Origin of the sequence: Clostridium sp. cel8 (genome assembly GCF_014050525.1) — a bacterium.
GTDB lineage: Bacteria > Bacillota > Clostridia > Clostridiales > Clostridiaceae > Clostridium_B.
In genome coordinates this window covers 15,327-38,461 of record NZ_JACGAG010000016.1, presented here as the reverse complement: position 1 = coordinate 38,461, position 23,135 = coordinate 15,327, and the positions used below count along the sequence as shown (strand labels likewise).

Sequence of the window (23,135 nt, the reverse complement as noted above, 5' to 3'; positions counted from 1 at the left end):
ACATATGATCATTAACGATATAATTGTATGGTAAAAATAATGTGATTGGAGAATACAAAAATGAATAAACAGCAAGTTCATATATATGATGATAAACAAAACAAGAATATAAATGAAAAAAATTTTTTAATTGAAACATGGGGCTGTCAGATGAATGAAGAGGATTCAGAAAAATTATCTGGTATGCTTAAAAATATGGGATACAATAAAACTTCTAATAAAGAAGATGCCGATATAATAATATTCAATACATGCTGCGTAAGAGAAAATGCGGAGCTTAAAGTATTTGGTAATCTTGGAATGCTTAGAAAATTAAAAAATAAAAATCCAAATTTAATAATAGCTGTATGTGGTTGCATGATGCAGGAAGAGAATATGGCAAAAGATATAATAAAGAGATTTCCTTTTGTAGACATAATATTTGGAACTCACAATTCTTATAAATTTCCAGAGTATTTAAATAGAGTACTACGTGAAGGAAAATCTGTTATTGAAATACAGCAAAAGGAAGATGAAATTGTAGAAGGACTTCCTATTGATAGAAAAAGCTCTATAAAGGCATTTGTAACTATAATGTATGGATGCAATAACTTCTGTACATACTGTATAGTTCCTTATGTAAGAGGTCGTGAAAGAAGTAGGGATCCTGAAAACATAGAGAATGAAATTAAATCTTTAGTAGCAAAAGGATATAAAGAAGTAACTTTACTTGGACAAAATGTTAATTCCTATGGAAAGGATTTGGAACCAAAAATTACTTTTGCACAGCTTCTTAGAAGAATAAATGAAATTGAAGGTTTAGAGAGAATAAGGTTCATGACACCTCATCCTAAAGATTTTACAGATGATGTAATAGAAGCTATTTCTGAATGTGATAAAATATGTGAGCACATACATCTTCCAGTTCAATCAGGTTCTACAAGGATTTTAAAGAAAATGAACAGAAATTATTCTAAAGAAAAGTATGTAGAAATAGTAAAAAAAATTAGGGGGGCAGTTCCAAACGCTGCTATAACTACGGATATAATAGTTGGCTTCCCAGGTGAAACAGAAGAAGACTTTTTAGAAACACTTGATCTTGCAAAACAAGTTCAGTATGACTCTGCATTTACATTTATATTTTCAAAGAGAAAGGGAACTCCTGCATATGAAATGGAAGATCAAATTCCTGATGATGTAAAGCATGATAGATTTAACAGACTTATAAAAGTTATAAATGAATCTTCTGCAAAGATAAACAAAACATATGAAGGAAAAATAGAAGAAATACTAGTTGAAGGTCCAAGTAAAAATGATCCAACTAAACTTATGGGCAGAACAAGAACGGGTAAACTTGTAAATTTTACAGGTAAAAAAAGCAGTATAGGTAAACTTGTAAATGTAAAAATAACATCTGCAAATTCATTTTCACTTTTAGGTAAGCAACTGGACTAAAACAAATTAAAGAAAGGAGGAAACTGGCTGTGGTATTAGAAAACACGGCCAATAATTTATTATGGCATTAACTCCTATGATGAGACAATATTTAGATATAAAAGAAAAATATAAAGATTGTATAATATTTTTTAGGTTAGGTGACTTTTATGAGATGTTTTTTGAAGATGCAAAACTTGCTTCAAAGGAACTTGAATTAGCGCTTACAGGAAGAGATTGTGGTCTTAAAGAAAGAGCCCCAATGTGTGGAATACCATATCATTCAGCTGATACATATATAAGTAAACTTATAAGTAATGGTCATAAAATTGCAATATGCGAGCAGCTTGAAGATCCAGCTCTCGCAAAGGGAATTGTAAAAAGAGGAATTATAAAGATACTTACTCCAGGTACATACACAAATGCTTCATTTTTAGAAGAAAATAAAAATAACTATATAGCAAGTCTTTACATAGATGAAAGGAAAAATAAGTTTTCAATTAGCTTTTGTGATGTATCTACTGGAGAATTCAATTGCACAGATTCTTCTTTAGAAATATCAACTATACTAAATGAAATATCTAAGTACAATCCTAATGAAATATTAATTCAAGAAAATATTCCATCTAATATATATAATAAGATAGATGAAATTTTCAAAAGTTCATTTACAAAGCTAAATAATAGCTACTTTACAGATTACAACTTTAATGAAATTTTAAGCAATCAATTTAATAATTTTGATAGTAAGAACTTTAATGAATTTTTAATAAAGTGCTGTGGCTCACTTTTGAAATATATAATTGATACACAAAAAACCTCACTTTCACATATAAATAAACTTAATTATTATAACATAGTAGATTATCTTTCAATAGATATAAATTCAAGAAAGAATCTTGAACTTACTGAAAATTTAAGAGAAAAGAGGAAAAAAGCTTCTCTTTTATGGGTTATTGACAAGACAAATACTGCTATGGGGGGAAGACAACTTAGGAGATGGATTGAACGGCCGCTTATAAACAAAAATGAAATAAATAAAAGACTTGATGCAGTAGAAGAACTTATAAACGATATATCTAATCATGAGGACTTAAAAAATGCACTTAAAAATATATACGATATTGAAAGACTTGTTGGAAAGATATCATCTAAAAGTGTAAATGCCAAGGAACTTATTTTCTTAAAAAATTCTATAGAAAAGATACCAGATATAAAATCTATACTTTCTAAATTTAAAAGTAATTTGCTTTCTAACATGTATAAAAATTTAGATGAATTAAAAGATATATACGATATTATAAATACTGCCATACCAGATGATCCTCCTATATCTTTAAAAGAGGGAAATTTAATAAAAAAAGGATATAGTGCTGAAATAGATGAATTAAAGGATATTAAATCCAACGGTAAGAAATGGATAGCAAATTTAGAACAAAGCGAGAGAAATGAAACTGGAATAAGATCATTAAAAATAGGATATAATAAAGTCTTCGGATATTTTATAGAAGTAACTAAAAGCAACTTAAATCTTATACCTGATGGTAGATACATAAGAAAGCAGACACTTGCAAATTCTGAAAGATATATAACTCCAGAGCTTAAGGAAATGGAAGACAAAATATTAAAAGCAGAAGATAAACTTATAAATTTGGAATATATTGAATTTGTAAAAGTAAGAGAATCTATTGAAAAACAAGTAGATAGAATGCAAAATACATCAAAAATAATTTCTGAATTAGACTGTTTGAGTTCACTTGCAACAGTGGCTCTTGAAAATAATTATTGTAAACCTAAGATAAACTCTGGAGATAAAATCTCAATAGTAGAAGGAAGACACCCTGTAGTTGAGAAAATGCTTGAAAGTGGAGATTTTGTATCTAATGATACATATTTGGATAATGATGAAAATCAAATGTTACTTATAACAGGACCTAACATGGCAGGTAAATCCACATATATGAGGCAAACGGCATTGATTGTTATACTAGCTCAAATAGGAAGCTTTGTACCTGCTAAATCCGCTTCAATTTCAATTTGTGATAAAATATTTACAAGAATAGGTGCATCAGATGATTTAGCATCTGGTAAAAGTACTTTTATGGTAGAAATGTGGGAAGTATCAAATATATTAAAAAATGCTACAAATAAAAGTCTTGTCCTATTAGATGAGGTAGGGCGAGGAACAAGTACATATGATGGACTAAGTATAGCATGGGCTGTTATAGAATATATATGCACTAATAAAAAGATAAAATGTAAAACACTATTTGCAACCCATTATCATGAACTTACAAAACTTGAAGGAACTATTCCAGGAGTTAAAAATTATTCTGTATCTGTAAATGAACTAAATGGTGAAGTTGTATTTTTAAGAAAGATAATACCAGGAGGCGCAGATCAGTCCTATGGAATAGAAGTTGCAAAACTTGCAGGACTGCCAAATAGTGTAATAGATAGAGCAAAGGAAATTCTCAAAAAACTTGAGATGAAAAAAACTGGAATAGATGTAAATACTATTTTTAATAGTGATAATAATAAAAATACTGTAAATAATACTAATGAGAAAAAAAGAAATGATTCTGCTATTCAAATGGATATTACTGATATAGAAAAGCAAAATATACTAAAAGAAATATCTAATATAAATATATTAAATATGACACCTATGGAAGGTTTTAATAAACTTTATGATATAATAGAGAGGGTAAAATCAATATTAAAATAAAGGGTTTGACTTATTATGAAAAGAATAAACTTACTTGATGCAAAAACCACAAATAAAATTGCAGCAGGAGAAGTTATAGAAAGACCTGCCTCAGTAGTAAAGGAACTTATTGAAAATAGTATTGATTCAGGGGCTAAAAATATAACTATTGAAATACTTGAAGGTGGACAAAAACTTATCCGTGTTATAGACGATGGACATGGAATACATCCTGATGACATAAAAAAAGCATTTTTACCCCATGCAACAAGTAAAATAAAAGATATAGATGATATATTTAAAATAAATACTATGGGATTTAGAGGAGAAGCACTTGCAAGTATTGCAGCTATCTCAAAATTAAAACTTAAAAGTAGAATCGAAGAAAACAATTATGGAAAAGAAGCAACAGTAAATGGTGGAAAAATACTAGAAGTTTGTGATGTTGCATGTAATTTAGGTACAATAGTAGATGTGCGTGATTTATTTTTTAATGTACCTGCTAGACAAAAATTTTTAAAATCAAAGAGCAGAGAAACTGGATATATATCAGATATAATATCCAGATTAGCTCTAGCAAATCCTTCAATTTCTTTTAAATTTTTTAACAATGGTAAAAAGTCAACCACTACTTTTGGCACCGGAAAACTTATTGATACAATAAGGTGTATTTATGGTAAAACTATATATGAAAATATAATACCTATAGAAGAGCATAGTGATATAGTTTCTATATATGGATATATAGGAAATTCTGAAATTAGCAGAGGAAGTAGAAATAATCAAAGCATATTTGTAAATAAACGATATATAAAAGATAAATCAATAACTACTGCTGTAGAAAAAGCTTTTAAATCTTTTTTAACTATAAATAAATTTCCTTTTTTCATAATATTTATAGATATATTTCCAGAATTTATAGACGTAAATGTGCATCCATCAAAATCTGAAATAAAATTTAGTGATCCTAGATTTATATTTAAATTTGTATTTGATTCAGTACATAAAACGCTAAGAAATACTTTGAAGGATTCATTTACAATAGATACTCATGAGTTAGATGAAAATATAGAAAGTCTTAAAAATTCAAGTGATATCAATAATAAAAATTTTGAAGATAAACAAGATGTACAAATACCAATTGATTTAGAATCTCCAATTGATCTAGAATCACAAAAGTCACAAATTGATATAAAACCTGTTTCTAAAAACTATGAAATAGATACTTTAAAAGAATCTAATACCTATAGTAAATATTCAACTACGAATTCAAATGAATCAACTAAATTTAAAGATTTAGAGCCTAAATTTCCAAAACTTAGGATAATAGGCCAATTTAACAACACATATATAATAGGAGAAGCCTTAAATACCTTATATATTATAGATCAGCATGCAGCACATGAGAAGATATTGTTTGAAAAATATAAAAATGATATTCAAAAAGAAATTGTAGTATCTCAGATGTTAATTTCACCAATAATTATAGAACTTTCAAATAGTGATTATTCTTGTTATATTGAAAATAAGGATTTATTCAAAAAAACTGGATTTAATATAGAATTATTTGGTGATAATACTATATCTATAAGGGAAGTACCTATAATACTTGGAAAACCTAATATAAAAAATCTATTTATAGATATACTTGATAATTTAAAGAATTTAGGATCCGGTAAAACCTGGGAAGTAAAATATAATCTTATAGCAACTAAAGCTTGTAAAGCTGCCATAAAGGCTCATGATAGTTTATCACATATTGAAATGGAAGATCTTGTTGAAAAATTACGATTTATAGAGGATCCTTTCAATTGTCCACATGGAAGGCCTACTATAATAAAATTTTCTCTTACTGACTTAGAAAAAAAATTCAAAAGAATACAATAAAAATGGAGGATAAATTCAAAATGACTGACCTTTTTATACTTGCAGGTCCTACAGCTGTTGGGAAAACCGATATATCTATAAAACTTGCAAAAAAGTTAAATGGGGAAATAGTGTCAGCTGACTCTATGCAAATATATAAATATATGAATATAGGTTCTGCTAAAATAACTAAAGAAGAGATGAATGGAATTAAGCATTATATGATAGATATAATCGAGCCAAAGGAAGTATTTAATGTATCAAAATATAAACTTATGGCAAAAGATTGTATTGACAATATATATTCTAAAAATAAACTTCCTATTGTAGTAGGTGGAACTGGACTTTACATAAATTCTCTCATATTTAATTATAATTTTACAGAAGCAGCTACAGATAAAAACTATAGAAAATATCTTAAAGAGCTTTCAGATAAAAAGGGGAAAGAATATGTTCATAATTTATTAAAAGATATAGATATAGAGTCATATAATAGACTTTATCCAAATGATTTGAAGAGAGTAATAAGAGCTCTTGAAGTGTATAAACTTACAGGTAAAACAATAAGTGAGTACAACAGAGAAAATGATATATATAAAATACCTTATAATGTATATTATTTTGTACTTACAATGGATAGAAAAAAATTATATGATAGAATAAATAAAAGAGTGGACATGATGATATCTTCTGGTCTTGTAGATGAAGTTAAAAAACTTAAATCAATGGGATATGATGCATCAATGCAGTCTATGAAGGGAATAGGGTACAAAGAAATTTTAAGCTATCTTGATGGTAATATATCTTTTGACGAAGCAGTAAGACTAATTAAAAAGGGCAGTAGAAACTATGCAAAAAGACAACTTACTTGGTTTAGAAAAGATTCTAGGGTAAATTGGGTAAACAAAGATAATTTTAGAGATGATAATGATGTAGTTGAATATATAGTTACTAAATTTTATTCTATGAAGAACTTGTTTAAAAGTTAAATACTGGTATAATATAATTATCAATGTTATGAGTTGTATAAAAAGCTACGGAGGGTGAAAAATTTATGAATAAGCCAATAAACAATCTACAGGACATATTTTTAAATGGAGCAAGAAAAAATAGATCTCTTTTAACAATACACTTAACTAATGGTTTTCAAATTAAGGGAAATGTAATAGGATTTGATAATTTTACAGTTATATTGGAATCAGAAGGTAGACAGATGATGATATATAAGCATGCAATTTCTACTATAACACCTTTAAAGCCAATTCTGTTCAATAATGTTCAAAGTAGTGAATCATAAAAAGAACAGGCTATTGCCTATTCTTTTTTTGTGTGCAGATATTACATAATTAATATTATTTACATATTGGGAGGTATTTATTTTGCTAGATATAACTAAAGAAAAACTTAAAAGTGAATATAAAATAAAAGATGAAATAATAGAACTTTACGAAAAAGCTCTTAAAGATGTGAAAGATCAATTTGAGTATTATGACAATATAAGAGAATACAATCAAATTAAAGTTTTAAACGCAATGCAAAAGGAGAGAATAAGCGAATCCCACTTTACAAACTCATCAGGATATGGATATGGCGATATAGGTAGAGATTCTCTAGATAAAGTGTATGCTGACATATTCAATTCAGAAAGTGCTATTGTAAGACCTCATTTTGTAAATGGGACCCATGCACTTGGATGTGCTTTGTTTGGAAATTTAAGACCTAATGATACTCTTCTTTCTATATGTGGAGAACCATATGATACACTTCATGGAATAATAGGAATAGGAGATAAAGATTGTAAAATAGGATCTCTTAAAGAATATGGAGTAAATTATGAGCAAGTAGATTTAAAATCAGATGGGAGCATAGATTTTGAAGCTATAAAGCAGCATTTAGAAAAGAATAAATCAATAAAAATAGTACATATACAAAGATCAACAGGATACGGATGGAGAAAGTCATTTTTAATATCTGATATAAAAGAAATGATTGATTTTGTAAAAAATATAAATCCTAATGTTATATGTCTTGTAGATAATTGTTATGGTGAATTCATAGATACTCTAGAGCCAACAGACGTAGGAGCCGATCTTGCTGCAGGATCTCTTATTAAAAATATAGGTGGAGGTATAGCACCTACTGGTGGTTACATAGTAGGCAAGGATAAGTACGTTACACAGGCTGCTTATAGATTAACTGTTCCTGGAATAGGAGGGGAATGTGGTTCTACATTTGGAATAATGCGACAGTTATATCAAGGGTTATTTTTTGCACCACATGTTGCAATTGAAGCTTTAAAAGGTGCTATATTTTGCTCAAGAATAATGGAACTTGCTGGATTTTCAGTACTTCCAAATTATAAAGATAAAAGAGGGGACATAATACAAGCAATAAAATTCAATGATAAAGATAAACTAATAAAATTCTGTAAGGGTATTCAAAAAGGTTCACCAGTAGATTCTTTTGCACAATGTGAACCATGGGATATGCCTGGATATGATGATCAAGTTATAATGGCAGCAGGTGCATTTATTCAAGGATCATCTATAGAACTATCAGCAGACGCACCTATAAGAGAGCCATATATAGCATATCTTCAAGGGGGACTCACTTTTGATCATGCTAAAACAGGAATACTTATAGCACTATCAGATATAATGAAATAATTCTTACTTAATTTATATCAATAGGTTCTATATATTCCTGCTAACTTTCCAATAATAGTACAATTTGATACTATTATTGGTTCCATTGTTTTATTTTCAGGTTGAAGTCTTATATGGTCTTTTTCCTTAAAGAATCTTTTTAGTGTAGCTTCATTTTCAATAAGAGCAGCTATTATTTCACCATTTTCGGCGGAATTAGTCTTTTCCATTATTGCAAAATCACCATCTAAAATACCTGCATCAATCATGCTATTTCCATGAACTCTCAACATAAAAAGTTGTTTTTTATTTTTTATATAATCTATTGGAATTGTAAACGTATCCTCTATGTTTTCAACTGCTAGAATAGGTGTACCAGCAGATATAGTACCTATGATAGGTATATTTATCATTTCTTTTTTACTTATTGAATTTTCCATAATTTCTATTGTTCTTGGTTTTGTTGAGTCTCTTTTTATAAGTCCATCTTTTTCTAGATTTTCCAAATGCATGTGAACAGTTGAGGTTGATTTCAAACCAACACCTAGGCATATTTCTCTAACAGAAGGTGGATATCCTTTGTCTTGAATATAGGACTTTATAAAGCTGTATATTTCTAATCGTCTATTTCCTTTTTTTTCTGACATAAAAACACTCCTCGAATCTTATTAATTGAAATTATATCATATATATTAATGTAAATCAAACTTATGTTCTATTGTTGACATTTATTTATTTTATGCTTTATACTAGTCATTAGACTATGTACTTTCAGGAGGAAATTATGGATAGAAAATATTGTATATTTGATAGTGGAAAGCTTTGTGATGACTGCGGAGAATGCGAAATATGTGATTTAGATAGAACAAAAAAATGTAATAATTGTGGTAAGTGCATTGAAATGGAAGGTTATGATATGAGAGCTATAAAAATAGATGAAATTATAGAAGATGAAGAGAATGCAAATGTTGAAGAGGGTAACGAGAATGAGTATATAGAAGATTACTCAATTGAAAATCAATATCAATTAAGCAAAGATTATTATAGTAATAAAGAAAGTAGTGACGATGCTTTTGATAATGGTTCAATTCAGTATATAGATGATGTAGATGGGTTAACAGAAGTATTGCAAAATGAAGAAAATTTTAAAAAGTTAATGCATGAAGAATATCCAGGACTAATCAAAATAAAAAATAATAAAAAGGAAAAGAGCCAGCCTTAATATTTAAAAGAGGCTCTTTTTTCTAAGATATAAAATTTTTAAAAATCATCTTCATCACTAAGAGGGTTTAAATTAACTGCTTCACGAAGTTTTTCATCATCTACATGAGTATATATTTGAGTTGTTGATACATTTTCATGGCCTAATATTTTTTGAAGACTTCTTATATCAACATTTCCGTATTTATACATAAGAGTAGCTGCAGTGTGTCTTAATTTATGAGGAGTATATTTTTTATCGTCAAGACCTGCTTTTTTCAAATATTTTTTTAATATTAGTTCTACTGATCTCTTATTTATTCTAGTGTAATTTTTACTTATAAATAAAGCATCTTTATCTTTGATTTTATCATATTCTAAGTTTCTAACTTTCAAATATCTATCAATTGATTTTAAGCATGCATTATTTAAATAAATTGTTCTTTCTTTATTTCCTTTACCTATAACAGTTAAGGTGTCGTTTTTTATCTTTGATATATTAATTCCACACAATTCCGAAAGCCTCATACCGCAATTTAAAAATAGAGTTATCATGCAATAATCTCTTTCTTTAAATCTTCCATCTATAACTTTTAGTAGTGATTTAGACTCTTCTAAAGTTAAATATACAGGATTTCTTTTATCTATTTTAGGAGATTCTAGTTCAAGTGCCGGATTTTCAGATATAATTTTAGCCTTACCATGAAGATATTTAAAAAATGATTTCAAAGAAGCAACTTTTCTAGCTTTTGCATAGTTGCCATTTCCTCTGTAATTTTCTACAAAAGATATGTATGCAAAGAGATCATTTAATCCTATACTCTTTAAGAATTGATTATCTATATCTGATATATTAATATCTTTAAAATCACATTCTTCAGAAACCATTCCTCTATATAATTTTAAAAATTTAAAAAACATAGTTAAATCAATTTTGTATCCACTGATTGTATTTTTAGATTTTCCCTTTATGGTCCCAAGGTAATTGAAAAAATCATTTAAACATCTTGGAAGATTTGAATCATATACATTCTGTAATTTGTATTTCATATACTCACCTTCTCTTTTTATTATATAACTTCGCTAAATGTGTATTTAGCGAAGTTATATATTCGATAAAAGTGGTAAAAAATCCTTCTTATTTCAATAAAAAAATCAAAAAAATCTATATTAATTCCTAATATTTCTATCAATTGATATTATTATCAATTACATAGTAAAAAATGGTTTTTTATAAAATTAAAAATTCATTTTACTTGAAATTAAGTTATCACCATATTGTGGAAATAAAGTTCATATTTATGAAATTAATATTTTTCCACAATAAGTAAAATTTATTATAAAAATTTTATCATTTCTTATTTTGACATTATCCCCTACCCTTTTATCCTAATTAATAAATTTGCATATATTGTAATATAATGCATAATAATGTATTACATTATTTAAAGAATAAAAAATAAATAGTATTAATTTGTAGAATTATATTAATAAACAAATTTTAAAAATATTTTTTTAAAATAATTTAACTGTCAAAATAATTTATTTATGTTATTTTATTGATTTATGTATATCTTTAAAATATTTAGGTAGAATATACTAATGAATTAATAGAAATATAACTAAAAGGAGGTATTCTGCTAATTTAGATTAAATATTATTAGCAGCATCTTTATATGATAGTTGGCATACCAAACGGATTACTAAATTATAAATATTATCCATTTTTAAATACATTTTTCACTAAACTAGGTGCAAAAATTAATCTGTCCCCTTCTACTAATGAAACTATATTAAATTTAGGAAGTAAATATTGCGTAGATGAAGCATGTCTTCCTATAAAAATATTTCACGGTCATGTAGCTTATATAAAAGATAGTTGTGATATTATGCTGATTCCTAGAATAATGCAGCTTGAAAAAAATGAATTTATATGTCCTAAATTTTGTGGCCTACCAGAAATGATAAAAAACAATATACCCAATATGCCTAATATTATATCTACTCCAATCTATGCTTTTTCAAAAAAGAGTTTAAGATCTTGGAGTACACATGCAGGTCTTCTATTTACTAAAAATCTTATAAAAATAAACTTGGCCTATAAATCAGCTTTAAATGTGCAAAAAAAGTTCAAAACAGGTATAAAAGATGCAACTTTTCCAATAAAAGTTGCATTAGTGGGTCATCCATACAATATACATGATAGTTTTGTAAATATGAATGTAGTAAAAAAACTTAATAAACTTGGAATTGGACTTTTTACAGAAGAATGTTTAAATAGATGTATTATAGATGATCAAGTAAAAATGTTATTTAAAAAACCATTTTGGAGTTTTGCTAAAAATTCCTATGCTTTTTCAACTTATATGGCGGAGCAGAAAAAAGTAGATGGAATAGTTTATTTATCTTCATTTAATTGTGGAATAGACTCTGTAGTAATTGAACTTATAAAAGATAGATTACCTGATTTCCCTATATTAGTGCTTAAATTAGATGAGCAAACAGGAGAAGCTGGTTTCAACACTAGGTTAGAAGCTTTTTCAGATATGTTAAAAAGAAGGTGTGTATAAATGAAAATAACTTTTCCAAATTTCGGGAATACTGTATTTGCAGCAAAAGCTGTATTTGATGGACTTGGTATAGATTATGTTCTTCCACCACAAACAAACAAAGATATTCTCCAAAATGGATGTCTTTATTCGCCTAATGAAATTTGTCTTCCATTTAAGATAATGATAGGTTCATACATAGAAAGTATAAAAAAAGGTGCAGATACAATTATTTTAGTAGGTAGCTGTGGTCCATGTAGATTTGGTGAATACTGTGAAGTTCAAATGAATGTATTAAAAAAATTAGGATATAATTTAAAATTTATAGTTATAGATTCTCCAAAGGATATAGGAATTAAAGAGTTTTTAAGAAGACTCTCTGAAATAAATAATGAAAGCAATAAATCTAACTATGAAAAGCTAAAGGTATTATCATGTGGTATTAAAATAATAAATTTAATAGATCTAATAGAAAAAAAGGCAAAAGCATTGTCTGGATACGAATTAAATGTAGGTGAATCAAAAAATATATTAGATGATTGCAAAAGAAAATTAATTAACTCCTCTTCTCCTTATGAAATGCTTAGGATTCTAAAATACTATAAAAATAAAATAAAAAAAGTTGCTGTAGATAAAAATAAACATCCTCTAAAGGTAGCTATAATTGGAGAAATATATACTATAATTGAACCATTTTCTAACCTTTACATAGAAGATAAATTATTAAAATATGGAGTATCTATAGGAAGGTATTTAACTCCAAGTTGGTGGGTAAAAAATATGCTTCTATCAACTGTAAAGTTAAATTCACCTATGATAAGAAGTTATTCAAAAAAGTATATGCCCTTTTACATAGGAGGTCATGCAAGAGAATGTATAGGTGAGGCTATTTTAGCCAAGAAAAAAGGATTTGATGGTGCTATTCAAATATTCCCAATGGGCTGTATGCCTGAGATTGTATCAAAATCTATACTACCAACTATATCAAAAGAGGAAGATTTCCCAATTTTAACTTTGATTGTAGATGAACTTACAGGAGAAGAAGGCTATATAACGAGAATTGAAGCTTTTTTAGATTTACTTGAAAGGAGAAAAAATAAATGTATTATATAGGTGTAGATGTAGGATCTGTTAGTACGGATATAGTAATTGTAGATGAAAATATAAATGTAATAGAATCAATATATTTAAGAACTAAAGGTAGACCTATAAATGCAATTCAAGAAGGTTTTAAAATTCTTTACAATAAATATAGAGATATAAAAATAAGTGGAGTTGGAACTACTGGTAGTGGTAGAAAAATAGCTGGTTCTATAATAGGTGCAGATATAATAAAAAATGAAATAACTGCCCATGCAATAGCATCACTTAATGTAAATAATAATGTAAGGACTATAATTGAAATTGGAGGTCAAGACTCAAAAATAATTATTCTAAATAATGGTATTGTTTCAGACTTTGCAATGAATACAGTGTGTGCTGCAGGAACAGGATCATTTCTTGACAGACAAGCAGAAAGACTTGATATACCTATTGAAGAATTTGGATCATATGCACTTAAATCCACTTCTCCAGTCAGAATATCTGGAAGATGCGCAGTATTTGCTGAATCAGATATGATTCACAAACAGCAACTTGGGTATAATAATAATGATATAGTAAAAGGTTTATGTGATGCACTTGTTAGAAATTATTTAAGCAATGTAGCAAAAGGTAAAGAAATAAAAAAGGAGATATTTTTTCAAGGTGGTGTAGCTGCAAATATAGGTATGAAATCTTCCTTTGAAAATGCTCTCGGATGTAATATAATTGTACCTAAAAATTATAAAGTTATGGGTGCTGTAGGTGCTGCAATTCTTGCAAAAGAGTATATTGAAAAAACAAAATCTAAAACTAAATTTAATGGATTTAACCTTGCAAATATTAAATTTACATCAAAGAGTTTCCATTGCAGCGACTGTGCAAATAAATGTGAAATTGTAAAAATACTTGGAAGTAATAGAGTTATAGGCTTCTTTGGTGATAGGTGTGGGAAATGGAATAATAAAGATAATATCTCTGCATAATAAATTATAACGCATATATTTTACATTGAATAGATTTGACATATCTCACTCCTTTAAGATATAATAATTTACTATTACTATATCTGAAAGGATGTGATGTTGTGCAAAAAAGATATAAAGAAATTTTCTTTATATTAACAAAATTTTTATTCATGTTTATAGGAACAACTTTGGCGGCTGTTGGACTCGAACTTTTTCTAATTCCAAATAACATAATAGACGGAGGCATTACTGGAATATCTATTATGGTAAGTTATATAACGCTCTACCCTCTCGGATTGTTTATCTTTTTATTTAATATACCTTTTTTAATAGTTGGATATAAACAAATCGGTAAGACATTTACGTTTCATACATTATTTTCTGTAATTTCACTTTCTATTATGGTATCTACTTTTAGGAATGTATCTGCTTTTACAAACGATACTCTACTTGCTTCAATATTTGGAGGAATACTTCTTGGAATAGGAGTTGGATTAGTTATAAGAAGCGGTGGTTCTACAGATGGAACAGAAATAATAGCAATAATTTTAGATAAGCTAACAGGATTTTCTGTTGGTGAAGTGGTTATGTTAATTAATATATTTATACTAAGTAGTGCAGGGCTTATATTCGGATGGGATAGAGCAATGTATTCCATGGTTACTTATTTTATTGCATTTAAATTGATTGACATAACTGTTGAAGGTCTGGATGAATCAAAATCAGTTGTAATAATTACAAATAAACACAAGGAAATAACAGATGCACTTTTAGCAAGACTTGGAAGAGGAGTTACATTGTTAGAAGGAAAAGGTGCCTATTCTAATATGCCTACAAATGTAATATTTGTAATAGTTTCTCGTCTTGAAATAGCTAAACTTAAATCTATAGTAAATGGATTTGACAGTCAGGCACTTATCACTATAAGTAATGTAGATGTTTATGGTAAAAGTTTCAAAAAGAAAGCAATACATTAATTTAGAATTAGGCAATAAAAAAAGATATAGACTAAATTAGAACTTCTACATCTTTTTTTATTGCCTATAAATTTATTCTAAGTACATTTTTTACTAAAATTCCTATAATAAATGAAAGTCCAGCAACTCCAAGACTTACTCCTGTCATCTGTAAAAATCTCTTTTTAAAGCTAAATCCTTTGGCTACAGATATATAGTAGTTAAATATAAGTATTATTATAACTGCTAGTATAAGACTTATAACAAGTGCTTGGATATACATATTCTTTGGCATTAAAAAAAATGGCAATATTAAAAGTATAACAGTTATAAAATATGAACATCCAGTATAAATACTGGATTTAAAAGTGCTTCTAATATTTTCAGATTTTTCAGCTATGTATTCACTTGCTGCCATTGAAAGTGTAGCAGATACTCCTGTTATAAGTCCTGCAAGAGCTATGATTTTAGTATTTGCCATAGACAGAGTAAATCCTGCTACGCTACCAGTTATTTCAACAAGAGCATCATTTAATCCAAGGACTATAGAACTTACATATTTTAATCTTTCCTCATCTAAAATATCAAGTAATAAGGATTCATGTTTCTCCTCTTCTTCTGCTATATCCGATAATTCAGGAAAGTGATTTGTAATTTTATAATAATTATATCCTTTAACAGCATGACTTTCTCTCTCTTCCATTTCTTTTAATGCAAAAGTAAATCCGAAGATTCTTGCTATTATAGAATAAAACCATACTCTTTTTTTATCTATAGGTATATGGGTATTGGTATATTTAAAAAGTACATTGTAATGAGCTTTTTCTTCTTCTGCTATTTTATTAAGTATATTTATATTTTTAGCATCCTTTGTGAATTTAGCTACATTTAGATATATTTGTCGTTCATTTACTTCATCAGATTGCATTTTTAACAATATCTTTTTTAAATTCTCATCCATTTTACTGCCACATATTTTTCGTTATATTTTTTAAATGTATTCCTCTTTTTTTAGTTTCTTCTTCGTCAATTGTTATAGAATCACCTTCTATTTTTAATACACACCCCTCTTTCGCATTCATAGGTATATTTATTCTCTTTATGTCCATCATAGTTTTATCTTCTTTTTCACATACTGCATATGGACCTTCAAATCTATCTATTATAACTCTCATTTTGCCATCCCCCAATTAATACTAATATATATTACCATTATATTACTATTATATTACTATACAGATATAGTTACAAGTCAAATATCTATATTACATTAAATTTGCTAATAACGTTTTTCTGTATTTTCCTAACAATATTGCCACTTATCCATGCCGGAGCTATTTTAGAAAATACTATAGCGGTTTTATTAAACACTCCAGGAATTATCAATCCCTTATTCTTTTTTATCCCATTATACGCAATTTTAGCTACTTTTCTAGCAGACATTGAATTTTTTATATCTGCTTTACCTGCATTTTTTGAAAATCCTGTTTTAGTAGCTCCTGGACATAATACAGATACATTAATTCCAAATTCTTTTAATTCATTTCTAAGTGCATATGAAAAAGATAGTACATAGGCTTTTGAAGCATAATATACGGAAATATATGGTCCAGGTTGATATGCTCCTGTAGATGCAATATTCAATATATTACCATGTCCCCTACTTATCATATCTTCTGAAAAAAGTCTAGTTAATTTTGTAAGAGATTGAATATTTACTTTTATAATTTCACTTACTTTTTCACTTGGCATATTGGGAAATAAACCACAATACCCTAGTCCTGCATTATTAATTAGAGTGTTTACCTCTATATTTTCCTTCTTAATTTGGTCGAATATTTTCTCTGAAGCATATTCTGAAGATAAATCTTGAATTATCATTTTAATTTTTACATTGTACTGTTTTTTTAAATTTTCAGTGACTGTTTCCAATTTATTTTTATTTCTTGCAACTAATATAAGAGAAAATCCTTTTTTTGCAAAAATATTTGCTAATTCATACCCTATCCCACTTGAGGCACCTGTGATTAATATTGGATCTTTTAATTTTGCAATCATTTATTATTACCTCCATAATGAGATTATAACATATGGATGTTAAGTTTATATTATTTTTTGTATTTTTAGTTTACTTTATTTGTAATTAACATAATATTTATTATTTAAACTATATTTCAAAATAATAAAATAATAGCAGACCAATTAAATCAGTCTGCCAAAATTTATATTTAACTATCTAAAGCTTCTCTAAGCTCTTCTACAAAACTCCCTGCATTTTTTATAACAGTTTCCTCATTACTGGATTTATCTATTATATCTACTAAAGCACTTCCTACTATAATTCCATTACAATACTCTTTAAATTTAGCTACCATTTTAGGCCCTTTTATTCCAAAACCTATTGCCTTAGGTAAGTCTGTATATGTAGCTACTATATCTATATATTCTTTCATATTGGTATTTATATTTCCAGTAATTCCAGTAACTCCATTTTTAGAAACACAGTACACAAATCCTCCACCAGAATTTACAATTTGCTTTATACGATCTTTTGAAGTAGGTGCAACAAGTGGTATAAGATAAACTTCATATTTCTTCGCTATATCTATTATAGATTCCCTCTCCTCTATTGGAAGATCAGGTATTATAATCCCATCTACTCCACATTTTCCTGAATCGCTTATAAATTTATCAACTCCATATCTAAATATAGAATTATAATATACTAAATATACTATAGGTGTATCAGTATGTTCTCTTATATTTTTAACGCAATTCATTATATCCTTAGTTTTCACACCATTTTTCAATGCATTTTGTGAAGAATTTTGTATAATAGGTCCATCTGCAAGTGGATCAGAATAAGGAAGTCCTATCTCTACTATATCTGCTCCTTTATTGCATATATTTAAAACAATCTTCTCTGTAGTTGCTATATTGGGATCCCCAGCAGTTACAAATGGTATTAAAGCTTTTTTGTTTTTCTTTTTTAATTCATTGAATTTTATATCTATTCTATTCATAATTTATTTTCAGTTTATACTGAATATTCACTTCCTTTTTATTTGTTTTTAGTTTACTTTTTATTTTAATTTACATAATATTTATTATTTATAAAAAATATAATCAATAAATACTACCCATAAATTATATTGCCTATTCGTATAATTTATGAACCTTTTCAATTGTATCTACATCTTTATCCCCTCTACCTGAAATATTTATAACTATTATCTTATCTTTACTTAATTTAGGTGCTAATTTCATTGCATAGGCAACTGCATGAGAACTTTCAAGAGCAGGAATTATGCCTTCTATTTTACTTAAATACATAAATGCATCAAAAGCTTCTTTATCAGTAGCATATTCATATTTAGCACGTCCAGTTTCTTTCAAATATGAGTGCTCAGGACCAACTCCTGGATAATCAAGTCCTGCAGATATAGAATAAGCAGGGAGTATTTGTCCATCTTCATCTTGAAGTAAATAAGTCATCATTCCATGAATTATTCCAATTGAACCATTAGTTAAAGTAGCTGCATTTTCTTTTGTATCTATACCACATCCAGCTGCTTCTACACCAATTAATTTCACAGATTCATCTTTTATAAACGGATAAAATATTCCCATTGAGTTACTTCCTCCACCTACACATGCAACTACATAATCAGGTAATCTGCCTTCTTTCTCAGTTATCTGCTCCTTTGTTTCATCGCCAATTACTCTCTGAAAATCCCTCACTATAGTAGGATAAGGATGTGGTCCTACAACTGATCCCATTACATAAAATGTATCTTCAATATTTTCAACCCATTTTCTCAAAGCTTCATTTACAGCATCCTTTAATGTCCTACTACCTGATTTAACTGGATGTACTTCTGCTCCAAGTATTTTCATTTTAAACACATTTAATGCTTGCCTTTTACAATCCTCTTCGCCCATGTATATAGTACATTTCATTCCAAACATGGCAGCTCCAGTTGCAACCGCTACTCCATGTTGTCCTGCACCAGTTTCAGCTATTACTTTTTTCTTACCCATTCTTTTTGCAAGAAGAACTTGACCTAAAACATTGTTTATCTTATGTGCTCCAGTATGATTTAAATCTTCTCTTTTTAGATATATTTTAGCTCCACCTAAATCTTTTGTCATATTTTCAGCATAATAAAGAGGTGTAGGTCTTCCTGAATATTCCTTAAGATAGTACTTATATTTTTCCATAAACTCAGAATCATCTTTTACTTCATTGTAACTTTCCTCAAGCTCTATAAGTGCATTCATAACCGTTTCTGGAACATATTGCCCTCCAAATATACCAAATCTACCAAATTTATTTTCCAATTGTTTCAATTTATACTCCTCACTTTCTCTATAAACATTTTTATTTTCTCTGGATCCTTAAATCCAGATGTTTCAACACCGCTTGATACATCAACTATATCAGGATTAACTATAGATACTGCTTCTTCAACATTATCTAAATTAAGTCCTCCTGCAAGTATCAAAGTCTTATTAGTTTTAAAATTTTTAGTAAGATTCCAATTAAATTTCTTTCCACTTCCTCCTCTTTTACTATCAAGAAGTATTCCATCTGCATGTCTAAAATCAAAATTAGGAACTTTACCTTTTATCTTTAACGCTTTCCAAACAACAAAATCATTAAAGTTACTAATGTACTCATCGCTTTCCATACCATGAAATTGAATTACATCAAGTTTAACTTCCATTGCCACACACTTAACATAAGAAATATCTTCATCTACAAATACTCCAACTTTTTTAATATTCGGATCTATTGTATTTGATAAACTTTTTGCTTCTTTTAAAGTTACTTGTCTTTTGCTCTTTGAAAATATAAACCCAACATAATCAGGCTTATATTTATTTACACACATAGCATCTTCAAGTCGCCTAATACCACATACTTTTACTTTAAGCACTGTAGGTTCACCTCTAATTTCAATATTTTATATCATATAGAAATTTTTTCATATTATTAATGTCATCTACTTTTCTCATAAAACCTTCTCCAATTAACACCGCGTTTATATCAAGATCTCTTATATATTTAAAGTCATTTTTACTGTTTATACCGCTTTCAGATATAATTACAGTATCCCTAGGTATATACTTTATTAACTTTGCCGTAGTTTCCAAATTTATAGTAAAATTTTCTAAATTTCTATTGTTTATTCCTATTATTTCAACACCTGCGTTAAGAGCTTCATCTAATTCCTCACTATTGTGTACTTCAACAATGCATTGCATTCCTAAACTATAGGCAAGTTTGTAAAATTTTTTTAAGTTTTTTCCTAAAATTCTTACTATTAAGAGTATTGCATCTGCTCCTATTAGTTTAGACTCATATATCTGATACTCATCTACTATAAAATCCTTTCTAAGTACAGGTTTAGAAACTATATTTTTAACCAATCCTATATATTCATCTTTTCCCTTAAAATAGTTCTGCTCTGTAAGTACAGATATAGCATCTACATCAATTTTTTCATACATTTCAGCTATAATTGCTGGATCAAACTTTGAAACTATAACTCCTTTAGATGGTGATGCTTTTTTAATTTCCCCTATAACCGATAATCCTTCCTTTAAAAGTGCCTCTTTAAAATTTCTTTTATAAGCATCTGTATTTTTTCTACTCAATTCATTTACAATGCTGTCAATTGTATACTTTTGCTTTTTAAGCTCAAGTGCATTCTTTTTTGAAGAAACTATTTCATCTAATATCAACTTCTATACCTCCTAAAAGCTAGTTTGAAAACTTATTGCTATAATTTAAAAGTTCACATAGCTTATCATAAGCCTTACCTGAATCAATTAGCTTCTCTGCAATAGAAACACCTTCACTAATACTATCTGCCTTTTTCCCAACATATAGTGAAGCTCCACTATTTAACACTACAATATCCCTTTTAGCTCCTTTTTCCCCCTTCAATATATCAAGTATTATAGATGCATTATACTCTGATGTTCCGCCTTTAATATCTTCACTAGAAGAAATCTTAATTCCAAAATCCTCAGGACTTATAGAATAATTTTTTACTTTTCCATTTTTTAATTCACTAATGTATGTAGTCCCTGTTGTAGTAATTTCATCAAGTCCATCCTCACCATGTACAACTAATGCATGTTCACAACCTAAATTTAAAAGTGTATTTGCTATAGGTTCCGTTAATTCTTTTTTATATATTCCAAAAACTTGTCCTTTTACATTTGCAGGATTTGTAAGTGGTCCAAGTATATTAAATATAGTCCTAACTCCAAGTTCTCTTCTTACAGCTGCCACATTTTTCATAGCTTTATGATAAATAGGTGCAAATAAAAATCCCATTCCTAAAGTATCAATACTATCTTCTACTTTATCTTTATCAAGGTCTATATTTATTCCAAGTTCATTTAATACATCTGCACTTCCACTTTTACTAGATACTGCTTTATTTCCATGTTTTGCAACCTTTACTCCACCTGACGCTGCAACAATAGCTGCTGCAGTAGAAATATTAAATGTTCTTCCTCCATCGCCACCTGTTCCACATGTATCAATAACATAATTACTCTTTAATTTCACAGGTACTGCCATTTTTTTCATAGCTTTAGCACACCCTGTTATTTCAGAAATAGACTCTCCTTTCATCTTTAAGGCCATTAGAAATCCAGCAACTACTGCTTCTTTCTCCTTTCCAGACATTATACTGTTCATTGCACTTTCTGATTCTAACTCAGAAAGATCCTCTCCAGATACAACTTTTTTTATAGCATTAACTAACATAACATACCTCCTGTAAAAAATTTTTTATTATATCATGTCCACATTCAGTTAATATTGATTCGGGATGAAATTGAAGTCCATATATTGGGTACTTTTTATGATTAATACCCATGAGAACCCCATCATCACTTTCAGCAATTTTAGTAAATTCTGATAAAACAGAATTTTCTTCCACTACAAGGGAATGATATCTCATAGCCCTAATTGGTGTCTTTATATTTTTGAATAGTTTATCATCTACATGACTTACCATAGAAGTTTTACCATGTTTTATCTCTTTTGCCCTTACAACATTTCCGCCAAATGCTTTAGCTATAGCTTGATGTCCAAGGCATATTCCTAAAATAGGTATATGCTTTCCATACTCTTTCACAACATCTATGCATATTCCAGAATTTTCAGGTATTCCTGGTCCTGGAGATATTACTATTCCTTGGAGATTCTTAATTTTTCCTATGTCCTCAATTGTAATGCTGTCATTTCTAACTACCTTTATATCTCTATAAATCTCTCCTATATACTGGTATAAGTTATAGGTAAATGAATCATAGTTATCTATCATTAATATCAACTTATATCACCTCCATAAGTACTTTTGCCTTATTTAAAGATTCCTCATACTCAAGTTCTGGAACAGAATCATATACTATACCTCCTCCTGCTTGCATATAAGCATAACTATCTTTAAGAACAATTGTCCTTATTGCAATACATGTATCCATATCACCGCTGTATGAAAAATACCCTACTGCACCTGCATACAAAATCCTTTTATGCATATTCCAGAATTTTCAGGTATTCCTGGTCCTGGAGATATTACTATTCCTTGGAGATTCTTAATTTTTCCTATGTCCTCAATTGTAATGCTGTCATTTCTAACTACCTTTATATCTCTATAAATCTCTCCTATATACTGGTATAAGTTATAGGTAAATGAATCATAGTTATCTATCATTAATATCAA

The 23,135-nt window shown here is 28.3% G+C and carries 22 protein-coding genes and 2 pseudogenes; 11 read left to right on the top strand and 13 right to left on the bottom strand.

What is annotated here, in order from left to right; all coding sequences use genetic code 11:
* Positions 1–60: 60 nt before the first annotated feature.
* The 6 genes from miaB (at position 61) to H2684_RS11565 (ending at position 8,652) form a co-directional block, all read left to right on the top strand.
* The gene (miaB, locus tag H2684_RS11590) at positions 61–1,434 is read left to right on the top strand and encodes a tRNA (N6-isopentenyl adenosine(37)-C2)-methylthiotransferase MiaB (RefSeq protein WP_182089561.1); all 1,374 of its coding nucleotides are present in this window, start codon (positions 61–63) and stop codon (positions 1,432–1,434) included.
* Positions 1,435–1,495: 61 nt separating this feature from the next.
* Positions 1,496–4,141 (top strand): DNA mismatch repair protein MutS, encoded by a 2,646-nt coding sequence (gene mutS / locus H2684_RS11585; RefSeq protein ID WP_182089560.1) that lies wholly within the window; start codon positions 1,496–1,498, stop codon positions 4,139–4,141.
* Between the two features lie 15 nt (positions 4,142–4,156).
* A complete protein-coding gene (gene mutL / locus H2684_RS11580) occupies positions 4,157–6,007 on the top strand; it encodes a DNA mismatch repair endonuclease MutL (RefSeq protein WP_182089559.1) in 1,851 nt (616 codons plus the stop codon).
* 20 nt (positions 6,008–6,027) lie between these two features.
* Positions 6,028–6,975 carry a tRNA (adenosine(37)-N6)-dimethylallyltransferase MiaA gene (miaA, locus tag H2684_RS11575; RefSeq protein WP_182089558.1) on the top strand — a complete coding sequence of 316 codons (948 nt, stop codon included), beginning with the start codon at positions 6,028–6,030 and terminating at the stop codon, positions 6,973–6,975.
* 65 nt (positions 6,976–7,040) lie between these two features.
* A complete protein-coding gene (hfq, locus tag H2684_RS11570) occupies positions 7,041–7,283 on the top strand; it encodes an RNA chaperone Hfq (protein ID WP_182089557.1) in 243 nt (80 codons plus the stop codon).
* A gap of 82 nt (positions 7,284–7,365) precedes the next feature.
* Positions 7,366–8,652: a methionine gamma-lyase family protein gene (locus H2684_RS11565; RefSeq protein WP_182089556.1), complete on the top strand. Its 1,287-nt coding sequence runs from the start codon at positions 7,366–7,368 to the stop codon at positions 8,650–8,652.
* A gap of 17 nt (positions 8,653–8,669) precedes the next feature.
* Here H2684_RS11565 and lexA read toward each other — a convergent pair whose 3' ends face one another.
* Entirely contained in the window at positions 8,670–9,278 is a 609-nt protein-coding gene (gene lexA, locus H2684_RS11560) for a transcriptional repressor LexA (protein WP_182089555.1), read from the bottom strand.
* A 137-nt stretch (positions 9,279–9,415) separates the two neighbouring features.
* Between lexA and H2684_RS11555 the strand changes: the two genes are divergently transcribed.
* Positions 9,416–9,853 carry a hypothetical protein gene (locus H2684_RS11555; protein ID WP_182089554.1) on the top strand — a complete coding sequence of 146 codons (438 nt, stop codon included), beginning with the start codon at positions 9,416–9,418 and terminating at the stop codon, positions 9,851–9,853.
* A gap of 38 nt (positions 9,854–9,891) precedes the next feature.
* On the opposite strand, the gene H2684_RS11550 is transcribed toward H2684_RS11555, so the two are convergent.
* Complete coding sequence (locus tag H2684_RS11550) at positions 9,892–10,881, bottom strand: tyrosine recombinase XerC (RefSeq protein WP_182089553.1); 990 nt, start codon at positions 10,879–10,881, stop codon at positions 9,892–9,894.
* 626 nt (positions 10,882–11,507) lie between these two features.
* On the opposite strand from H2684_RS11550, the gene H2684_RS11545 reads away from it, so the two are divergent.
* The 4 genes from H2684_RS11545 (at position 11,508) to H2684_RS11530 (ending at position 15,405) form a co-directional block, all read left to right on the top strand.
* On the top strand, positions 11,508–12,401 hold the full coding sequence (locus tag H2684_RS11545; protein ID WP_182089552.1) for an acyl-CoA dehydratase activase-related protein: 894 nt from the start codon (positions 11,508–11,510) through the stop codon (positions 12,399–12,401).
* Positions 12,402–13,493: an acyl-CoA dehydratase activase-related protein gene (locus H2684_RS11540; RefSeq protein ID WP_182089551.1), complete on the top strand. Its 1,092-nt coding sequence runs from the start codon at positions 12,402–12,404 to the stop codon at positions 13,491–13,493.
* On the top strand, positions 13,481–14,446 hold the full coding sequence (locus H2684_RS11535) for an acyl-CoA dehydratase activase (protein ID WP_182089550.1): 966 nt from the start codon (positions 13,481–13,483) through the stop codon (positions 14,444–14,446). Before H2684_RS11540 ends, H2684_RS11535 begins: the two co-directional genes overlap by 13 nt.
* 101 nt (positions 14,447–14,547) lie before the next feature.
* Positions 14,548–15,405 carry a YitT family protein gene (locus tag H2684_RS11530; RefSeq protein ID WP_182089549.1) on the top strand — a complete coding sequence of 286 codons (858 nt, stop codon included), beginning with the start codon at positions 14,548–14,550 and terminating at the stop codon, positions 15,403–15,405.
* Between the two features lie 64 nt (positions 15,406–15,469).
* Here the strand turns inward: H2684_RS11530 and H2684_RS11525 are convergent, their stop codons facing one another.
* The 11 genes and pseudogenes from H2684_RS11525 to H2684_RS11475 all read right to left on the bottom strand — a co-directional run.
* On the bottom strand, positions 15,470–16,345 hold the full coding sequence (locus tag H2684_RS11525; protein WP_182089548.1) for a VIT1/CCC1 transporter family protein: 876 nt from the start codon (positions 16,343–16,345) through the stop codon (positions 15,470–15,472).
* 1 nt (position 16,346) lies between these two features.
* The gene (locus H2684_RS11520) at positions 16,347–16,559 is read right to left on the bottom strand and encodes a DUF3006 domain-containing protein (RefSeq protein ID WP_182089547.1); all 213 of its coding nucleotides are present in this window, start codon (positions 16,557–16,559) and stop codon (positions 16,347–16,349) included.
* Between the two features lie 85 nt (positions 16,560–16,644).
* On the bottom strand, positions 16,645–17,442 hold the full coding sequence (locus tag H2684_RS11515; RefSeq protein ID WP_182089546.1) for an SDR family oxidoreductase: 798 nt from the start codon (positions 17,440–17,442) through the stop codon (positions 16,645–16,647).
* Between the two features lie 170 nt (positions 17,443–17,612).
* Entirely contained in the window at positions 17,613–18,407 is a 795-nt protein-coding gene (gene trpA, locus H2684_RS11510; RefSeq protein WP_182089545.1) for a tryptophan synthase subunit alpha, read from the bottom strand.
* A 133-nt stretch (positions 18,408–18,540) separates the two neighbouring features.
* Complete coding sequence (gene trpB / locus H2684_RS11505; RefSeq protein WP_347707550.1) at positions 18,541–19,725, bottom strand: tryptophan synthase subunit beta; 1,185 nt, start codon at positions 19,723–19,725, stop codon at positions 18,541–18,543.
* Positions 19,726–19,730: 5 nt separating this feature from the next.
* Positions 19,731–20,324, bottom strand: coding sequence for a phosphoribosylanthranilate isomerase (locus tag H2684_RS11500; protein ID WP_182089544.1), 594 nt, complete (start codon positions 20,322–20,324; stop codon positions 19,731–19,733).
* Positions 20,325–20,343: 19 nt separating this feature from the next.
* Positions 20,344–21,132 carry an indole-3-glycerol phosphate synthase TrpC gene (gene trpC / locus H2684_RS11495; protein WP_182089543.1) on the bottom strand — a complete coding sequence of 263 codons (789 nt, stop codon included), beginning with the start codon at positions 21,130–21,132 and terminating at the stop codon, positions 20,344–20,346.
* A 19-nt stretch (positions 21,133–21,151) separates the two neighbouring features.
* Positions 21,152–22,171, bottom strand: a complete 1,020-nt coding sequence (gene trpD, locus H2684_RS11490) for an anthranilate phosphoribosyltransferase (protein ID WP_182089542.1) — start codon at positions 22,169–22,171, stop codon at positions 21,152–21,154.
* A complete protein-coding gene (locus H2684_RS11485) occupies positions 22,161–22,742 on the bottom strand; it encodes an aminodeoxychorismate/anthranilate synthase component II (protein WP_182089541.1) in 582 nt (193 codons plus the stop codon). The genes trpD and H2684_RS11485 overlap by 11 nt, the downstream gene beginning before the upstream one ends.
* Position 22,743: 1 nt before the next feature.
* Positions 22,744–22,944: pseudogene (locus H2684_RS11480) on the bottom strand (chorismate-binding protein); the annotation flags it as partial.
* Positions 22,941–23,135 (bottom strand): annotated as a pseudogene (locus H2684_RS11475) (aminodeoxychorismate/anthranilate synthase component II); the annotation flags it as partial. The pseudogenes H2684_RS11480 and H2684_RS11475, both read right to left, overlap by 4 nt.